The 16353-nt window shown below is 67.2% G+C and carries 13 protein-coding genes; 2 read left to right on the top strand and 11 right to left on the bottom strand.

Annotation, left to right across the window (positions count from 1 at the left end; translation table 11 throughout):
• Positions 1-7: 7 nt before the first annotated feature.
• Entirely contained in the window at positions 8-1141 is a 1134-nt protein-coding gene (locus CVV68_RS05795; RefSeq protein WP_110500047.1) for a methyltransferase, read from the bottom strand.
• Positions 1142-1371: 230 nt separating this feature from the next.
• On the opposite strand from CVV68_RS05795, the gene CVV68_RS05790 reads away from it, so the two are divergent.
• Entirely contained in the window at positions 1372-1776 is a 405-nt protein-coding gene (locus tag CVV68_RS05790) for a MerR family DNA-binding transcriptional regulator (RefSeq protein WP_170133094.1), read from the top strand.
• Between the two features lie 56 nt (positions 1777-1832).
• Positions 1833-2804, top strand: coding sequence for a hypothetical protein (locus CVV68_RS23105; protein WP_146238831.1), 972 nt, complete (start codon positions 1833-1835; stop codon positions 2802-2804).
• 146 nt (positions 2805-2950) lie between these two features.
• On the opposite strand, the gene CVV68_RS05780 is transcribed toward CVV68_RS23105, so the two are convergent.
• From CVV68_RS05780 to leuC, 10 genes are all read right to left on the bottom strand, one after another.
• Positions 2951-3688 (bottom strand): sulfite exporter TauE/SafE family protein, encoded by a 738-nt coding sequence (locus CVV68_RS05780; RefSeq protein WP_110500044.1) that lies wholly within the window; start codon positions 3686-3688, stop codon positions 2951-2953.
• A gap of 214 nt (positions 3689-3902) precedes the next feature.
• A complete protein-coding gene (locus CVV68_RS05775; protein ID WP_245933362.1) occupies positions 3903-5051 on the bottom strand; it encodes a D-alanine--D-alanine ligase family protein in 1149 nt (382 codons plus the stop codon).
• 3 nt (positions 5052-5054) lie between these two features.
• Positions 5055-6092: an NAD(P)H-dependent glycerol-3-phosphate dehydrogenase gene (locus CVV68_RS05770; RefSeq protein WP_110500043.1), complete on the bottom strand. Its 1038-nt coding sequence runs from the start codon at positions 6090-6092 to the stop codon at positions 5055-5057.
• Complete coding sequence (locus CVV68_RS05765) at positions 6089-6904, bottom strand: lysophospholipid acyltransferase family protein (RefSeq protein ID WP_110500084.1); 816 nt, start codon at positions 6902-6904, stop codon at positions 6089-6091. Before CVV68_RS05765 ends, CVV68_RS05770 begins: the two co-directional genes overlap by 4 nt.
• A 38-nt stretch (positions 6905-6942) precedes the next feature.
• On the bottom strand, positions 6943-8280 hold the full coding sequence (murA, locus tag CVV68_RS05760) for a UDP-N-acetylglucosamine 1-carboxyvinyltransferase (protein ID WP_110500042.1): 1338 nt from the start codon (positions 8278-8280) through the stop codon (positions 6943-6945).
• Positions 8281-8796: 516 nt separating this feature from the next.
• Positions 8797-12840 carry an ABC transporter ATP-binding protein gene (locus CVV68_RS05755; RefSeq protein WP_211320731.1) on the bottom strand — a complete coding sequence of 1348 codons (4044 nt, stop codon included), beginning with the start codon at positions 12838-12840 and terminating at the stop codon, positions 8797-8799.
• Positions 12837-13310: a MarR family winged helix-turn-helix transcriptional regulator gene (locus CVV68_RS05750; protein WP_110500041.1), complete on the bottom strand. Its 474-nt coding sequence runs from the start codon at positions 13308-13310 to the stop codon at positions 12837-12839. Before CVV68_RS05750 ends, CVV68_RS05755 begins: the two co-directional genes overlap by 4 nt.
• Entirely contained in the window at positions 13282-13863 is a 582-nt protein-coding gene (locus CVV68_RS05745; RefSeq protein WP_110500040.1) for a hypothetical protein, read from the bottom strand. The genes CVV68_RS05750 and CVV68_RS05745 overlap by 29 nt, the downstream gene beginning before the upstream one ends.
• 271 nt (positions 13864-14134) lie before the next feature.
• A complete protein-coding gene (gene leuD, locus CVV68_RS05740) occupies positions 14135-14734 on the bottom strand; it encodes a 3-isopropylmalate dehydratase small subunit (RefSeq protein ID WP_110500039.1) in 600 nt (199 codons plus the stop codon).
• Positions 14735-14745: 11 nt separating this feature from the next.
• Entirely contained in the window at positions 14746-16248 is a 1503-nt protein-coding gene (gene leuC, locus CVV68_RS05735; RefSeq protein WP_110500082.1) for a 3-isopropylmalate dehydratase large subunit, read from the bottom strand.
• Between the last annotated feature and the right edge of the window lie 105 nt (positions 16249-16353).

Here is a 16353-nt window from a genome sequence, read left to right as displayed (position 1 = left end):
CGCCGGTTCACCGCGCCGTGAGCCGCCACAGCGAAGTCACTTCACGGGAACGCGCAGCGAAGAAGGGATCGTTGCGGTCCATGGACCGCGGGTGCTTCGCCGGGGTGTCCAGCCTGTCCTTGACAGTGAGGCCGGCCTGTTCTATCCAGCCCAGCAGTTCCGCCCGGGACCGCAGGCCCAGGTGTTCGGCGAGGTCGGAAATGACGAGCCAGCCCTCTCCCCCGGGTTCAAGGTGTTCATCCAGCCCGGCAAGGAATGCCTTGAGCATGCGGCTTTTGGGGTCGTAAACGGCGTTGTCCAGCAAGGTGTGGGGCGTGCCGGGCAGCCACGGCGGGTTGCAGACGATCAGGGGCGCCCGGCCCGCGGGGAACATGTTGGCCAGGACCGGCTCCACCTGTCCAGCCAGCCCGAGCAGCCGCAGGTTGTCCACGGCGCAGGCGATGGCGCGCGGCTCACTGTCCGTGGCAACGACCTTTTTGACGCCGCGCCGGGCCAGGATGGCGGCCAGCACCCCGGTGCCCGTGCCGACGTCGAACGCCAAGTCCCTGGCGGGGAGATCCGCCGCTGCCACCAGGTCCAGATACTCGCTGCGGATCGGCGCGAAGGTACCGTAATGCGGAGAGATCTTCGCGTCAAGCGCCTCGACGTAGACCCCGTTCCTGCGCCATTCGTGGGCGCCGATGGCGCCCAGAACGTCCTGCAGCGGCGCCACTTCCAGCGATTCCACCGGCCCGGCGGCTTCCAGCCAGGCCTCCGCGATGTCCGGGGCGCGCCGCAGGGCCACGGCGGGGCCGGGTTCCAGCGGGACCAGCAGCAGGCCCAGCATCCGGGCCCGGTGGGAGCGGGACTGCCGGTAGCGGTAGAAGGCGTCGGCGACATTCCCGCCGTCGTGCTTCTTGCCGGCCGGGATGCGTCGGGCCATGGCGGAGAGGAGCTGGCGGGCGTTGTGGTAATCGCCGGTCCACAGCAGCGCGGTACCCTGTGCGGCGAGGCGGTAGGCGTCGTCGGCGGTCAGGAAATCATCCGCCGGGACCACGTTCTTCGGCGCGGGCGCGTTGTTGGCCGACCGCCACAGCGCCGAGCGCTCCCCGCCGTCCTGAACCCACGTAATGATGGGAACGCTGGCTTGGTTCGTGGTCATGTGCGGTTTGGCTCCTGAAGTTGGGTGGGCTTGGTGATTGGGCGTGTGAGAAATTTCGGTCTCGGCGGGCCCGGCCACCGGTCAAGTTTAGCCGTGGACGGCGGTGGTGCCCGAAATTTCAGGCATGGAGGCCTCCCGAATTAAAAAAACGTGCAAACCATGTAAAACCCGCAAATCACGTATAGACTAATGGGACTATGGCGTCATCGAGTCACTCTAAGGACCCCACAATGAGCAACACACTGACCCGCAGCCAGCTTCCGGGTGAAGTTGCCTTGGCTCTGGGCATCTCTGTGGACACAGTCGCCCGGTATGCCCGAGAAGGGCTGATCCCGTTTGCCAAGACTCCGAAGGGCCACCGCAGGTATAACCTCGCCGAGGTCCGAGATGCCCTCGCATCCTGGCAACGTTCCGGGCCTCCGCTGCTGGCCGCCGGAAGCTCCACCCAGAGGCGCCCGTTGGTCACCGGACCAGCGGTGAAGGCCAGTCCCCAGTCTCGTCTCAGGGAGGAACTCAGGGCCACCCGAACGGCTGATGGAAGCCAAGAACCCACCGAGGACCCCGCGCCCCGGGGCGGCACCGCATTTGATCAGGTACTCGTGCACGCAAAGCGCGTTTTGGTTGCCGAAGGGTGATGATGAATGACGCATGATTATCTGACAGCCAAGCCTGCACTGCCCGGGAGACCATATTGAACGACATATCCGCAGGACAGGTACCGTCATCCCGTCAGGTCAAGGCCGTTCTGGAAACGATCGCGCAGGGGGACGTAATTTCCTTGGGTGCGGTAAGCATCGTGGGTATAGGGGCAAGTTCCGCATGGCACTCCACAGCGGAGCACGAAGGCACGCCCGGGCGCGAACCTGGGGAGCAGATCTGGACCTTGAGTATAGAAAGTGACGTCGGTTGGTATGTGGTCACTACCCAGGACTGTGACATCGTGCGCGAGCCCCGCATCGAGCCATGCTTGGTTGTGTGTCCGTTGATGTTCGTTGCCAAGGAAGAGTGGCATGCACTTCGATCAGGTCCAGGCTCGCCCCGGTTCTTTCCATATCCGGATGGCAGGAAGCTTCCCGCGTCGGAAGGAAAGCTCCCCGTCGCCGATCTGCGGTTCATTACGAGCATAGACAAGACCGCACTGGTGCACAGCACTGTAGAGGTTCTTCGCCCGCTCTCGGCTCCTCAACGCGCTCGTTTCGGGCGCTGGGTCGGCTCGAGATACGCTCGTGTTCCCCATCCAGACAATCTGGAACAAGATTTCCTACCGAAGTCCGCAGCCATCATTCGCAAGCTGGCCAAGAGGTTTTCCCAAGGCGGTGCCAATGATCCGGAAGCCCGCCTCGTCGGTGCTGCAGAGAGCTGGTATCTTGGCGGCAACGACAAACGTGTGGTCTTTATCCCCATGATCTCTGAAGCAACGGCCAAGGCTTCCGGCCTTTGGGACGACGCCGGCGCAACATTCCAAGCCGGGTCCGTGGAGGCGGCTGAAAAAAGACTGGCCAGCAAGCTCCGCGCGTCCCTTCCGGCGGGATCCGGATACTCCTGTTCCGTCGAAACATCAACACTCCACACAGCAACAGCTGCCGACCTGCTGGAATGGTCCGAATGGATCCTGGAAGATCCCGGCGACCCGCTTGAGGAGCCCGCCAACGCGGGAGACTGAAGCTACCTGCCGGGGTGATTCATCACCCGCCGGGCCCCTGCCTCGTCCCTCGACCGGGGCCCGCGGGCTGTGCCCGTGCGGAAACTTGGGACTTGACAAGCTTGCGCCGGCGGGCTCAACCAGCCCACCGTACAGGCCGACCGCGATCAAAGAATCGCTGCAACGCCGCGGACCGTGGCGGCCGCACCGCCGGCAAAGGCGAGGATGACGACCAGGAGGCGGCCGGCGTCGTGCGTGACATGCTTGGCGGCCACCTCCCCCGCAACCAGGCCAAGAACCATGGCCGCGCACGCGGCTAGCCACGCCCAGGCGGGCAGGGCCGGCACGGCAACGGGACTGGTGATGAGCTTGGCCGCAATCGAGGCCAGCGCGGTCACCATGAAGTACGGCTGCATCGTGGCCGCGAACGACCTCTGCTCCCAGCGGGTGGCCACCGCATAGACGCTCATGGCGGGACCGCCCACCCCGGCCAAAACGTTCATGGCGCCGCTGGCAGTGCCGGCCACGAACGTGGTCCCCGCGCCGGGCTCGCGCGGCCGCGGCTTGGCGAGCAGCGACACCGTCCGGCTGAGGATGATAAGCACCCCGATGCCGACATCCAGCCAGGCAGCGGGGACGGATCTCAGCAGCAGGGCGCCGGGGACGATCCCGACCAGCGCAGCGGGGGCGAGGCGGCTGAACTTCCGCCAGTCAATGTCGCCGAAAACGCGGCCCAGGATCATCGCCGACGCCGCGGCACTGGCGATGTTGACCGTGACCACCCCGCTGACAGGTCCCAGCAGCAGCACCATGAACGGGGCCGACACCAACGCAAAGCCCATGCCCGTCAGCCGCTGCAGCGACGCGCCCACAAGTATGGCAACAGCCAGCAGGGCGATGGTCATGGGCTCCTTTGAATTGTCGTCAAGGCGGAAAGTTGGGAGAGGCGCCTGCTGCGTTGAGAACGGGGCATTCCTGCACCCTGTTTCCCGATGACGGGGCCAACTCGCGAACGCCCCCACAAGATACACCGTCCTCGCGGGTTGGCCCCGCCGTCGGTGAATTCGGCTCCTCGGACCCTGGCCTCGGCAAGCCACCGGACCGCCCGGCCACCGGGAGTTACCGCAGGCCCGTTTTTCGGTGCAGCGCCAGCTGGAGGAGCTCGTCGATCAGCTCCGGGTAGCCCATCCCGGAGGCGGCCCACATCTGCGGGTACATGGAGCTCGGCGTGAAGCCCGGCATCGTATTAATCTCGTTGATGATGAGATCGCCGCCCGCGGTGTAGAAGAAGTCCACGCGGGAGAGGCCCTCGGCGCCGACGGCCTCGAACGCCAGGGCAGCGAGCTCCCTGACGCGGGCAATGTCCACCGCCGGCATGTCCGCCGGGCAGCTGAGGTTCACGGCGTCGCCCTGGACGTATTTGGCCTCAAAGTCGTAGAACTCGTGGTGCGCGCCGTCCACCATGGCGATCTCGCCCGGCAGCGAGACACGCGGGGCGTCGCTCCCCCGCCCTTCCAGCACGGCGATCTCAATTTCGCGGCCCACAATGCCGGCCTCGATGACCAGCTTGAGGTCGTGCTCTCGGGCCCCTTCAATGGCGGCATCCAGGCCGTCCAGCGAGTCCACCTTGGAGATGCCCATGGACGATCCTGCGCGGGCGGGCTTGACGAAAACGGGGAATCCAAGTGCGGCAACACGTTCCCGGACACGGTCAGGCGATACGGTCCATTCGCGGTCGGTGACGGCCACGTACGGCCCCACGGTGAGCCCGGCGGCCTCAAACACCACCTTCATGAAGTGCTTGTCCATGCCCAGGGCGGACGCCAGCACTCCGGCGCCCACATAACGGGTGTCCGAAAGCTCCAGCAGCCCCTGGACGGTGCCGTCCTCGCCCCACGGACCGTGCAGCAGCGGGAACACCACGTCCACGGCACCAAGTTCCTCGGGCACACTGCTCGACTTGGTCACCACCAGCTGGTGATCCCCGCCCAGGTGCGCCAGCGAAACAGTCCTGTCCCCGGGCGCCACTTCGGGCAGCTCACCCCCGGTCAGCGACCACCCGGAGATCTCGTTCCCGGCCAGCACCCACTGGCCGTTTTTCGCAATGCCGATGGGAACGACGTCGTACTTGGTCCTGTCAATGGCACCCAACACGCCGGCCGCCGTGACGCAGCTGACGGCATGCTCGCTGGAGCGTCCGCCAAACAGGATGGCCACCCGGATGCGGCCGGGCACGGCTGTGGTCGGGGGTGTCGCTTGAGTGCTCACGCGTTATTCGCCTTCGGATTTCAGTTCGCGGGCCAGCAGCAGTGGCCCCAGATCGTCGACTGTCATTTTACCCTCCAGCACGGCGACCACGGCGTTCGTGATGGGCATGTCAACGCCCATCTTGGCGGCCAGGTCCTTGACGGCGCGGCCGGACTTGATGCCCTCGGCGGTCTGCGTCATGCGGTTGTTGACCTCCTCCAGCGTCAGGCCCTCGCCGAGCATGCGCCCGGCCGTGTGGTTGCGGCTCAGCGACGACGAGCACGTCGCCACGAGGTCGCCCAGCCCGGCCAGCCCGGACAGCGTCTCGGCCTTGCCGCCCAGCGCGAGCGCCAGCCGCGTGGTTTCCGCCAGCCCGCGGGTGATGACCGACGCCTTCGTGTTGTCGCCCACCTTCTGCCCCTCGCAGATCCCAACGCACAGCGCAATCACGTTCTTGACGATCCCGCCAATCTCCACGCCCACCACGTCGTCGTTGGTGTACGGGCGGAAGTACGGGGGCGTGCACACCTTCGCCACCCACTTGGCTGTGCTTTCCTCCGCGCACGCCACCACCGAGGCCGTGGGTTCCTGCCGGGCAATTTCCATGGCCAGGTTGGGCCCGGAAACCACCACCACCCGGTCCGGCGTGAGGTTCAGCTCCCCTTCGATCACCTGGGACATGCGCTGGTCCGTTTCCAGCTCCAGGCCCTTCATCAAGCTGACGACTACGGCGTCCCCGGCCAGGAGCCCCGCCCACCCGCGCAGCTGCCCGCGCAGTGTTTGGGCGGGGACCGCCAGGATCACCAGCTGTGCGTCCTTAAGGACCTCGACGACGTCGGTGGAGGCGCTGATGTTGTGCGGCAGTTCCGTGGTGGAAAGGTAGCGCGGGTTGCGGTGGTGGCCGTTGATTTGGTCCACCACCTCCTGGCGGCGCCCCCACAACACTATTTTCCGGTCCGTGCCCTGCGCCGCGTCCGCGAGGACCTTGGCAAACGTGGTTCCCCAACTGCCGGCACCGAGCACCGCGATCTTGGCCGGTGCCGTGCCATCCACGTAGCTCACTGAACGTCCCCTGTTTCTGTAGTGCCGCCGTCGTTCTTCTGGTTCTTCTGGGGGTGCTGGTCCTGGGCAGGCTTGGCGCCGCGCTCCACGAACCGGCCGTGCGTGGACTGGTCGTGGGCGGTGGGATCCCAGCGCCGGGCCGGTGCCTTCCCGCCGCGCAGGGGTTCCAGCAGGGTGGTGATGTCCGCCATGATGACCTCGGTCATGGCTTCAAGCGTGGCCTTGTCGCCCTGGTGGCCGTTGAAGGCGCTCAGGTCGATGGGGTCGCCCACCACCACGTGCGCTTTCTTGCGGGGGAAGATCTTGAAGCCCTTGGCATAGCGGGGGAACACCTCCTGGGCACCCCAGTGCGCCACCGGGACGACCTTGGCGCCCGTGCTCAGCGCCAGCCGGGCGGCACCCGTGCGGCCCTTCATGGGCCAGAGGTCCGGGTCCCGGGTGAGCGTGCCTTCAGGGTAGATGACCACGGCGCCGCCCATGGCCAGCACCTTTTCGGCGCCCTCCAGCGACTTCCCGGCACCGATGCCGCTGCGCTCCACGGGGATCTGGTTGGCGCCGCGCAGAATGGCACCGAGCACGGGCGTGCGGAACAACCCGTCCTTGGCCAGGAAGTGCGGCATGATGTTTTGGTTGTAGAGCATATGGCCCACCACAATGGGGTCGATCTCCGTGCAGTGGTTGGGCACCACGATGAAGCCTTCGCCCCGGGGCAGCTTCTCCAGGCCGTGCCATTCCTTGCCGAGCGCCACGTTCATGGCGGGGCGGGCCAGTCCCGCCAGGATGGCGAAGAACATGCGGGTGGAAACGGTCATGCCCTTGGGCTTGAAGGGGCGTTTGTGTGTCCCCACCCCTAGACCAGCGCCCGGGAGGATTCGTGGACCTCGAAGTCGGCGCCGAGGCCGTTGAGCTTGTCCGTGAACCTCTCGTAGCCGCGGCTGATGATGTCAATGCCGGTCACCGTGGAGGTGCCCTGGGCCGCCAGTGCGGCGATCATGTGGCTGAAGCCGCCGCGCAGGTCCGGGATGTCGATTGTGGCGCCCTTCAGCGGCGTGGAGCCGGAAATCACGGCCGAATGGATGAAGTTGCGCTGGCCGAAACGGCACGGCACGCTGCCCAGGCATTCGCGGTGGAGCTGGATGCTGGCACCCATCCTGGTGAGCGCCTCCGTGAAGCCGAAGCGGTTCTCGTAGACGGTCTCGTGGACAATGGAGACGCCTTCGGCCTGGGTCAGCGCCACGACGAGCGGCTGCTGCCAGTCGGTCATGAAGCCGGGGTGCACGTCCGTTTCCAGGACCAGGGGCTTCAAGTCGCCGCCGGGGTGGTAGAACCGGATGCCGTCGTCGTGAATGTCCATGCCGCCGCCGATCTTGCGGAAGGTGTTCACGAACGTCATCATGTCCCGCTGGCTGGCACCCTCCACGTAGATGTCCCCGCCGGTGACCAGGGCGGCCGAGGCCCAGGACGCGGATTCGTTGCGGTCCGGCAGTGCGGTGTGGACGTAGCCGGTGAGTTCCTTCACGCCCTCGATGCGGATGGTGCGGTCCGTCTGGACGGAGATGATGGCGCCCATTTTTTGCAGGATGGCGATCAGGTCAATGATTTCCGGCTCGGTGGCCGCGCCGCTAAGCTCAGTGATGCCCTCGGCCCTTGTTGCCGAAAGGAGCACCTGTTCCGTGGCGCCCACGCTGGGGTACGGCAGGTCGATCTTCGTGCCCTTGAGGCCGTTGGGTGCCGAGATGAGGATGCCGCCGCCGGTCTTGTCCACCACGGCGCCAAACTTGCGCAGGACATCCAGGTGGTAGTCGATGGGCCGGTCGCCGATCTTGCAGCCGCCCAGGTCCGGGATGAACGCGTGTCCGATGGAGTGGATGAGCGGGCCGCAGAGCAGGATCGGGATGCGCGAATCGCCGGCGTGGGTGTTGATTTCGGAGCTGGAGGCCGTCTTGGCATTGGCCGGGTCCATGGTGAGATCGCCCGTGACGGGATCCTTGACCACCGTGACGCCGTGGATCTGCAACAGGGAGGTAACCACCTCCACGTCCTTGAGTTCGGGCACGTTGCGCAGCGTGGACGGCGCATTGCCGAGCAACGCCGCCACCATGGCCTTGGGCACCAGGTTCTTGGCACCGCGCACCTTAACGCGCCCCTTGAGCGGGACACCTCCATGGACCGTCAGAATCCTGCTCATACACACACATCCTTTATTGCGTTCCGGCTCCCGTTGCCGTCCGGGGTTGTCCCGGGGGGCCCGCGGGGCGCCTCCCGGTACATGCCGGGGCTCCCCCGCTATGGTCCGGGGCTTCAGTCAAGCATAGTTTCTCCCCATCTGGATGCGTAAATGTGCTGCAGCGGTTGTGGCGCATGCCTCGCTTGGGCGCGCACCTTGGGCCCCTCGAAAAATGACACCGTTCCCGCTTTCGGAGCCCGGGATCCCGGCGTCCGAAAGCGGGAACGGTGTCAGAAGTCCGGATCGGTGTCAGAAACGCACCGGCGGGAGCCCCCCGCACATGGGCCCCGCAATTCAGGATCAATCAGCCGATTCGGCCTCCTGACTGAATGAAAGAGCGCGGGCCACCCTCCGTTTCGGGGCAGAAGTCCATGTCGGTCTCCGAACCGGATTCGCGTTGCCGGGGACAGCATGACGCCGGTGCGAAAGTCCGTTTCAGGTTCCGCATTGGTTCAGAACGCCGGGGCAGCGCATGTCTTACGATGCCGCGGCGCCGCCGGGTTCAAAGGCCTCCCACATGGCCGCGTAGGCACCTCCCCGGCGCAGCAGTTCCGCGTGGGAACCCGTCTCCACGATCCGCCCGTTGTCCAGGACCACGATCCGGTCCGCGGCCTGTGCCGTCTGCAGGCGGTGCGCGATGACCACCGTGGTGCGGCCCTGCGACAGCCGGTGCATGGCGGCGGTGACCTTGGCCTCGGTGGCAAGATCCAGGTTGGAGGTGGCCTCGTCCAGCATCAGGATGGCCGGGTCCACCAGCTCGGCCCGCGCCAGGGCAATGAGCTGTCGCTGCCCGGCGGACAGGGACCGGCCGCGTTCGGCCAGCTCGTGCCGGTAGCCGCCGTCGAGCGTGGCAATGAAGTCGTGGGCGCCCACGGCCCGGGCGGCGGCCTCCACCGTGGCGTCGCCGGCATCGGGACGCCCGTACGCGATGTTGTCGCGGATGGAGCCGGTGAACAGGAACGCCTCCTGTGGCACGTACCCGAGCTGGCGCCGGTACCCGGTGAGGTCCAGCTCCCGCAGGTCCCGTCCGTCCACCCGGACGCTGCCGGCGACGGGGTCGTAGAAGCGGATCAGCAGCTTCATGACCGTCGACTTCCCGGCACCCGTCTCACCCACCAGCGCCACCGTCTCCCCCGGAGCGATCCGCAGCTCCAGCCCCCGGATGGCCTCGGGCGGCTTGCTCATGCCCGCGTAGGCCGGCCCGAGCTGCCGGGCATCGGCGGGCCCGCGCAGCGCCGGCCGGCCGATGCGTTGGATGGGCTCGGAGGGGTAGCTGAAGTGCACTCCGTCCAGCACCAGCTCGCCGCGCAGCCGGCCCGGGTCCTTGGCCGATGGTGCGTTGGGCGTGAGCGTGTCCATCTTCATCAGGTCCGCGATCCGCAGCACCGACACGCGCGTCTGCTGCCAGGCGTCGAAGACCTGGGACAGCTGCTGGATGGGCGAGAAGAACATGTCGATGTACAGCAGGAATGCGATCAGCGCGCCGGTGGTCAGCCCTCCCCCGGCGACCATGCCCGCCCCGACGCCGAGCACAATGGCAGCGGCGCCGTCGGCCAGGAACGCCACGAATGGAAAGTAGGTGGCAACCAGGCGCTGGGCAGCCAGGCGGGAGTCCAGGTAGCGGGTCCCGAATACGTGGAAGCGCTCAATGGTGGCGGCCTCGTGCACGAACGCCTGGGATTCCCGCACACCGGCCAGGCTCTCCTGAAAGTCGCCATTGACGACGGCGATGCGGTCACGCGACTGGTCGTAGAGCTTTGCGGCGCGGTGCCGGAACATCACCGTGGCAATGGCCAGCGGAATGATGACGGCGAAGACGCACAGCGCGAGCTCGGCATTGAAGATCACCAGGGCGGTGCCGACGCCGGCGAATGTCACGAACGCGACAAGGGCGGACAGCAGTCCGTTTTCGATCAGGGACTCGAACTGGTCCACGTCCGTGGTCATCCGGGTCATGATCCGCCCGGCCATCTCTCGCTCGTAATAGTCCAGCGACAGCCGCTGGAGCTGGGCCCAGATCCTGATCCGCAGCGACAGCATGACCCGCTGCGCCGTGCGGCCCGTGACAAACGTTTCGCCAACGTTGATGATGAAGTCCGCCAGCGTCGCCACCAGGTAGATGCCCGAGGCTGCGAACAGCACCGACTCCAGCCCCTGGCTGACACCTTGATCAATGCCCGTGCGCACCAAAACCGGCCCAACCAGGGACGCCCCGGCATCCAGCACCACCAGCAGAAGCCCCAGCAGCAGGGGGCGGCGGAATTCCCGCAGCAGCCCCCACAGGCTGAAGTCCTTGTCCGGCCGGGTTTCCCTGGGCAGGTCGACGACGGCGGTGTCGCGCACCGGCCGCAGTGCCGCCACCCGGGCCAGCAGTTCCGGGGTCGGTGCCAGATTCCGGCGCCAGCCGCCACCGCCGCCGCGCCCCAGGCCGGCTCCGATGCTGGGCGCGCCGATGGCCGACCCCGCACCCGACAGGAGCCCGGACTCGCGCGGGCGTCCCCACGCCGCCGCCGTCGTTCCCGGCGCTGTTTTGGAGGCACTTCCCGGACCGCTCCCGGCCCCGGACTGCGCTGCCTTCCGCGCCATGTAGGCGGTGAGCGCCTCGATGCCCTCCCCCACAGGCGGCGGGGCGTCGTCGTCATCCCCGGTGAATCCCGTCAGCAGGGCGCGGTAGATTGCGCTTGAGTCCAGCAGATGTTCGTGGGTGCCGGACGCCACGATCCTGCCGGAGTCGAACACGATGATCCGGTCGGCCAGGTGCAGGGAGGAGAGCCTGTGGGCGACAAGGAGCGTGGTCCGCCCGCGCATGATCTCGCGCAGCCCGTCGTGGATGGCCTCCTCGGTCCGGACATCCACGGCGCTGGTGGCGTCGTCGAGAATGAGGATCCGCGGGTCGGCCACAATGGCCCGGGCCATCGCGATCCGCTGGCGCTGGCCGCCGGAAAGGATCAGGCCGCGTTCGCCGACCATGGTGTCGTAGCCCTTGGGAAGCCCGAGGATGAAATCGTGTGCCTGGCAGATCCGGGCGGCCGACTCGATCTCCTCATCCGTGGCGTCCGGCCGGCCGTAGGCGATGTTCGCCCTGACCGTGTCGGAGAACAGGAAGCTCTCCTCGAACACGGAGCTGATCCGCCGGCGCAGCGAATTCAGGCCCACCCCGCGGATGTCGTGCCCGTCGATCAACACCGTCCCGGACTGCGGATCGTAGAAGCGCGAGACCAGCAGGGTGGCGGTGGTCTTGCCGCTGCCGCTGGGGCCGACCAGGGCCACCCGCTCCCCTGCGGCAATGTGGAGGCTGACTCCGTCGAGCACCGTGTTGGCGCCGCCGTCGGCCATGTCCGTGTAACTGAAGCCGACGTCGCGGAACTCGATGTCACCGGCAACGTCGGGCAGTTCCAGCGCGCCCGAGATGTCGGCGATGGCCGGCGTGAGGTCCAGCAGCTGGAAGATCCGCTCGAGCCCGGCGCGCGCCTGCTGCCCGATGGTGAGCAGGCCTGCGAGCTGGCGGGCAGGGGCCATGAGCTGGGCGACGTAGGTGGAGAAGGCCAGGAAGGTGCCGAGCGTGATGTCGTGTTGCAGGACAAGGTATCCGCCGACGGCGAGCACGGCCACCTGCCCAAGCGACGGGATGGCCTGGAGGAGGGGCTGGTACCGGGCCTGCAGGCGGGTGGCCCGCAGCTGGGAACCGTACAGTTTCCCCGAGGAGCCGGCAATCCGCTCGATCTCGTGCTGCTCCTGCCCGAACGCCTTGACGACGCGGACCCCGTTGACCACCTCATCAACGATTTGCACCACGTCGCCCTCGCGCTGCTGGGCGTCCCAGGTGGCCGGGAAGATGCGCCAGCGCATGCGGTAGGAGACGAACAGCAGCGCCGGCGCCATGATGAGGCTGATGACGGCCAGCAGCGGCGAGAGATACAGCATGACCGCAATGGACAGGACCATCATTAGCACGTTGCCGCTCATGATGGGAAGGAAGGAAAGCAGCCCCTGCACGAGTGCGGAGTCAGAGTTCGCGCGCGCCACCAGCTGCCCGGTGGGCATCCTGTCCAGGTTGCCGGCGTCCATGGCCTGCAGGTGCTCGTGCATGTCGTTGCGAAGGTCATATTGCACGGCCAGGGCGACCCGGCCGCCACGGTAGCGCCGCAGATAGGAGAACGCGAACGTGGCGATACCCAGGCCAATCAGCAGCGCCAGCCACGGCCACAGCGGCGAGGTGGGAATCAGGATCACATTGTCGACGATCTGCCGGGTGACCAGCGGGACGACCGTCTGGGCCGTGCTGCCCAGCACCGCAGCGCCGAAGGAGATGATCATGTCCACCCGGTGCCGCATGAGGTAGCCCCACAGGCGGCGGACCCAACCCGGCGCCTGGCCACCGGGGCCGGCTGCGCCCTTCGCGGCGGGGCCGGCTGCGCCCGGCGCCGGCTTCGATCCGGGGAGTGGTGCGCCCGGGCCGGCTGCGCCTTCGTGATGTTCGACGCCGTCCCCCTGCGGACCGTGTTCCCTCACCTGCGTCACGGCGCGGCCGCCCTGCGAGCTTTCGCCATCCTGCGCCCGGCGTACACCTGGCTGACGGCGTCGTTGAGCAGCCCCACGGTGTCGATGACTTCCTCCGGGCGGCCGGTTGCCGCGGCAATTTCGCGCAGCTCGGCAGCCATGGCGGCGTCGGCACGCTCCAGCACCTGCCAGCCCTCCGTCGTCAGCTGCAGGCCGGCCGCGCGCTGGTCACCCGCCACGCCGACGCGGACCAGAAGGCCGCGCTCCGCCAGTGTTGCAACGGCGGCGCTGACGGCGGGCCGGCCCAGGGCCAGCCGTGCGGCAACGCGGGAGGCAATTTCCTCCCCCGCGGACACCGCCGCCAGAACGCGGTAGTGCGGCAAGCTCAGCTCCACGAGGGAGCGCTCCAGGAGCCGCGACACGCGCACCAGCGCCCGGACCGCTGCCACGGCGGCGTCGGGTTCACCGCTGGGTTCGTGCTTTTTGCTCACCCTTCAAGCGTAGGCACATTGTTCGGGCATCGAACCATTTATTGGCTGTGAATTTGCTGGAAGCGTCAGCTTGTCGATAGGTCAGGAACAATTCCCCGCATCTCCATTCTCGGGGCTTGTCGAGACCGGATATCACCGAATCCACATCCGGCCGCACCCACAGAAGCCGCACCACTGAATCCACATCCGGTCGCACCCACAGGAGCCGCACCACCGAATTCACATCCGGCCGCACCCACAGAAGCCGCACCACCGAATCCACATCCGGCCGCACCCACAGAAGCCGCACCACCGAATCCACATCCGGACGCACCCACAGAAGCCGCACCACCGAATCCACATCCGGACGCACCCACAGAAGCCGCACCACCGAATCCACATCCGGACGCACCCACAGAAGCCGCACCACCGAATCCACATCCGGACGCACCCACAGAAGCCGCACCACCGAATCCACATCCGGACGCACCCACAGAAGCCGCACCACCGAATCCACATCCGGACGCACCCACAGAAGCCGCACACGGTGCCGGCCGAGTTCTGGCGAGACCATGGACTCCGCCCGGAGCTCTGGAGCTCTGGATCTCGATGGGGCCCGAACCTGAGCCGCTCCCACTACGCGCAATCCCCCGGGCTCGCCCCTTCGTCCCATCGCTGAGCCGGCCAGCCGGCCAGCCGAAGTTCCTCGAGCCTGCGGGCACCCACGGCGGGACCGCCGTCGTGCATCAACAAGCACCCGGCCTCCGAGGGCCTGCCCACGGCACCGGGGACGAAAAAAACCGGTCCGCCCCCGAGGGGACGGACCGGCGTCACGGCGCTTAGATCTAGCTCTTGGCCGGCAGCGTGGTCGGTTTGAACGACGGCCGGGTGGCCTCGAATGCGGTGATGTCCGGTTCGTTGCGCAGCGTCAGGCCAATGTCGTCCAGGCCCTCCAGCAGGCGCCAGCGGGTGTAGTCGTCGATCTGGAAGGGCGCCACGACGGTGCCGGCGGTGACCAGCTTGGACTCCAGGTCAACCGTGACCTGGGTGCCCGGCGCGTTTTCCAGGACCTTCCAGATCAGCTCGATGTCGTCCTGGGCCACCTCGGCGGCCACCAGGCCCTGCTTGCCGGAGTTGCCGCGGAAAATATCGGCGAACCGGGAGGACAACACGGCCTTGAAGCCGTAGTCCTTCAGCGCCCAGACGGCGTGTTCGCGGGAGGAGCCGGTGCCGAAGTCCGCACCGGCCACCAGCACGGAGCCGGCGTTGAACGGCTCCTGGTTGAGGATGAATTCCGGGTTTTTGCGCCAGCTGGAGAACAGCGCGTCCTCAAAGCCGGTGCGGGTGATCCGCTTGAGGTAGACGGCCGGGATGATCTGGTCGGTGTCGACGTTGCTTTGACGCAGCGGAACACCAATGCCGGTGTGGGTGGAGAACTTTTCCATGGATGAGCTCCTTACGCTACGTTGCTTGCGGATGTGGCCCCGGCGCGGGCAGCCACAGTGCCGGCCGGTTCGAGGTCCGACGGCGAGCTGAGGGTGCCGCGCACTGCCGTTGCCGCGGCGACGACGGGCGAGACCAGGTGTGTCCGGCCGCCCTTGCCCTGACGTCCCTCGAAGTTGCGGTTGGACGTGGACGCGCAGCGCTCGCCCGGTTCCAGCTGGTCCGGGTTCATGCCCAGGCACATGGAGCAGCCGGCAAAGCGCCACTCGGCACCGAAGTCCAGGAATACCTGGTCCAGGCCCTCGGCCTCGGCTTCCAGGCGGACGCGGGCGGAGCCGGGGACCACCATCATGCGGATGTTGGGGTCCTTTTCGCGCCCGCGGATGATGTCCGCGGCAGCGCGCAGGTCCTCGATGCGGGAGTTCGTGCAGGAGCCCAGGAATACGGTGTCGACGCGGATGTCCTTCATCGGCGTGCCGGCTTCCAGGTCCATGTAGGCCAGGGCGCGCTCGGCGGCGGCCTTCGCGTTCTCGTCGCCGAAGTCCTCAGGTGAGGGAACGGCGTCGTTCAGGGAAACGCCCTGCCCCGGGTTGGTGCCCCAAGTGACAAACGGTTCGAGCGTGTTGGCGTCCAGGGACACTTCGGCGTCGAATTCGGCGTCGTCCTCGGTGGCCAGCGACTTCCAGTATTCGACGGCGTTGTCCCAGTCCGCGCCCTGCGGTGCGTGCGGGCGGTCCTTGAGGAACTTGAAGGTGGTCTCGTCCGGGGCGATCATGCCGGCGCGGGCGCCCGCCTCGATGGACATGTTGCAGATGGTCATGCGGGCGTCCATGGACAGGGCCCGGATGGCGGATCCGCGGTATTCCAGGACGTAGCCCTGGCCGCCGCCGGTGCCGATCTTGGCGATGATGGCCAGGATGATGTCCTTGGAGCTGACGCCGGGGCGCAGCGTGCCCTCGACGTTGATGGCCATGGTCCGGAACGGCTTCAGCGGAAGGGTCTGGGTGGCCATGACGTGCTCCACCTCGGAGGTGCCGATGCCGAACGCCAGCGCGCCGACGGCACCGTGGGTTGAGGTGTGCGAGTCGCCACAGACCACCGTCATGCCGGGCTGGGTCAGGCCCAGCTGCGGGCCCACCACGTGGACGATGCCCTGTTCGGCGTCGCCCAGGGAGTGTAGGCGGACGCCGAATTCCTTGCAGTTGTTGCGCAGCGTCTGGATCTGCGTTCGGCTGGTCAGGTCCGCGATGGGCTTGTCAATGTCCAGCGTGGGCGTGTTGTGGTCCTCGGTGGCGATGGTCAGGTCCGGGCGGCGCAGCGGGCGACCGGCCAGGCGCAACCCCTCGAAAGCCTGCGGGGACGTGACTTCGTGGATCAGATGAAGGTCGATGTAGAGAAGGTCGGGCTGGGCGGCGTCGCCGTCGCCTTCACCCTGCTTGACCACGTGGTCGCGCCAAACTTTTTCGGCCAGCGTCTTCGCTGCACGGCGCGGCGCCGTCGCGGATACCGCCGGCACCTGTGCTGAGCCCTGTGCGTCGGGTGTGGTTGCCTCGGTCACGGCCAGCTCCCTTCATCAGTTGAGCCCGGCCCGCCCGTGGAATTGGGGTCGGACGCGGCGCTC

This window comes from Arthrobacter livingstonensis (assembly GCF_003219815.1).
Taxonomy (GTDB): domain Bacteria; phylum Actinomycetota; class Actinomycetes; order Actinomycetales; family Micrococcaceae; genus Specibacter; species Specibacter livingstonensis.
This window is presented reverse-complemented; position numbering and strand designations above follow the sequence as displayed.

Excerpts from the sequence above, each read along its gene's own strand:
- murA (WP_110500042.1), bottom strand. The coding sequence starts at position 8,280 with ATGAGCAGGATTCTGACGGTCCATGGAGGTGTCCCGCTCAAGGGGCGC.
- CVV68_RS05795 (WP_110500047.1), bottom strand. The coding sequence starts at position 1,141 with ATGACCACGAACCAAGCCAGCGTTCCCATCATTACGTGGGTTCAGGAC.
- CVV68_RS05790 (WP_170133094.1), top strand. The coding sequence starts at position 1,372 with ATGAGCAACACACTGACCCGCAGCCAGCTTCCGGGTGAAGTTGCCTTG.
- CVV68_RS05745 (WP_110500040.1), bottom strand. The coding sequence starts at position 13,863 with ATGGTCTCGCCAGAACTCGGCCGGCACCGTGTGCGGCTTCTGTGGGTG.
- leuD (WP_110500039.1), bottom strand. The coding sequence starts at position 14,734 with ATGGAAAAGTTCTCCACCCACACCGGCATTGGTGTTCCGCTGCGTCAA.
- CVV68_RS05780 (WP_110500044.1), bottom strand. The coding sequence starts at position 3,688 with ATGACCATCGCCCTGCTGGCTGTTGCCATACTTGTGGGCGCGTCGCTG.
- CVV68_RS05765 (WP_110500084.1), bottom strand. The coding sequence starts at position 6,904 with ATGACCGTTTCCACCCGCATGTTCTTCGCCATCCTGGCGGGACTGGCC.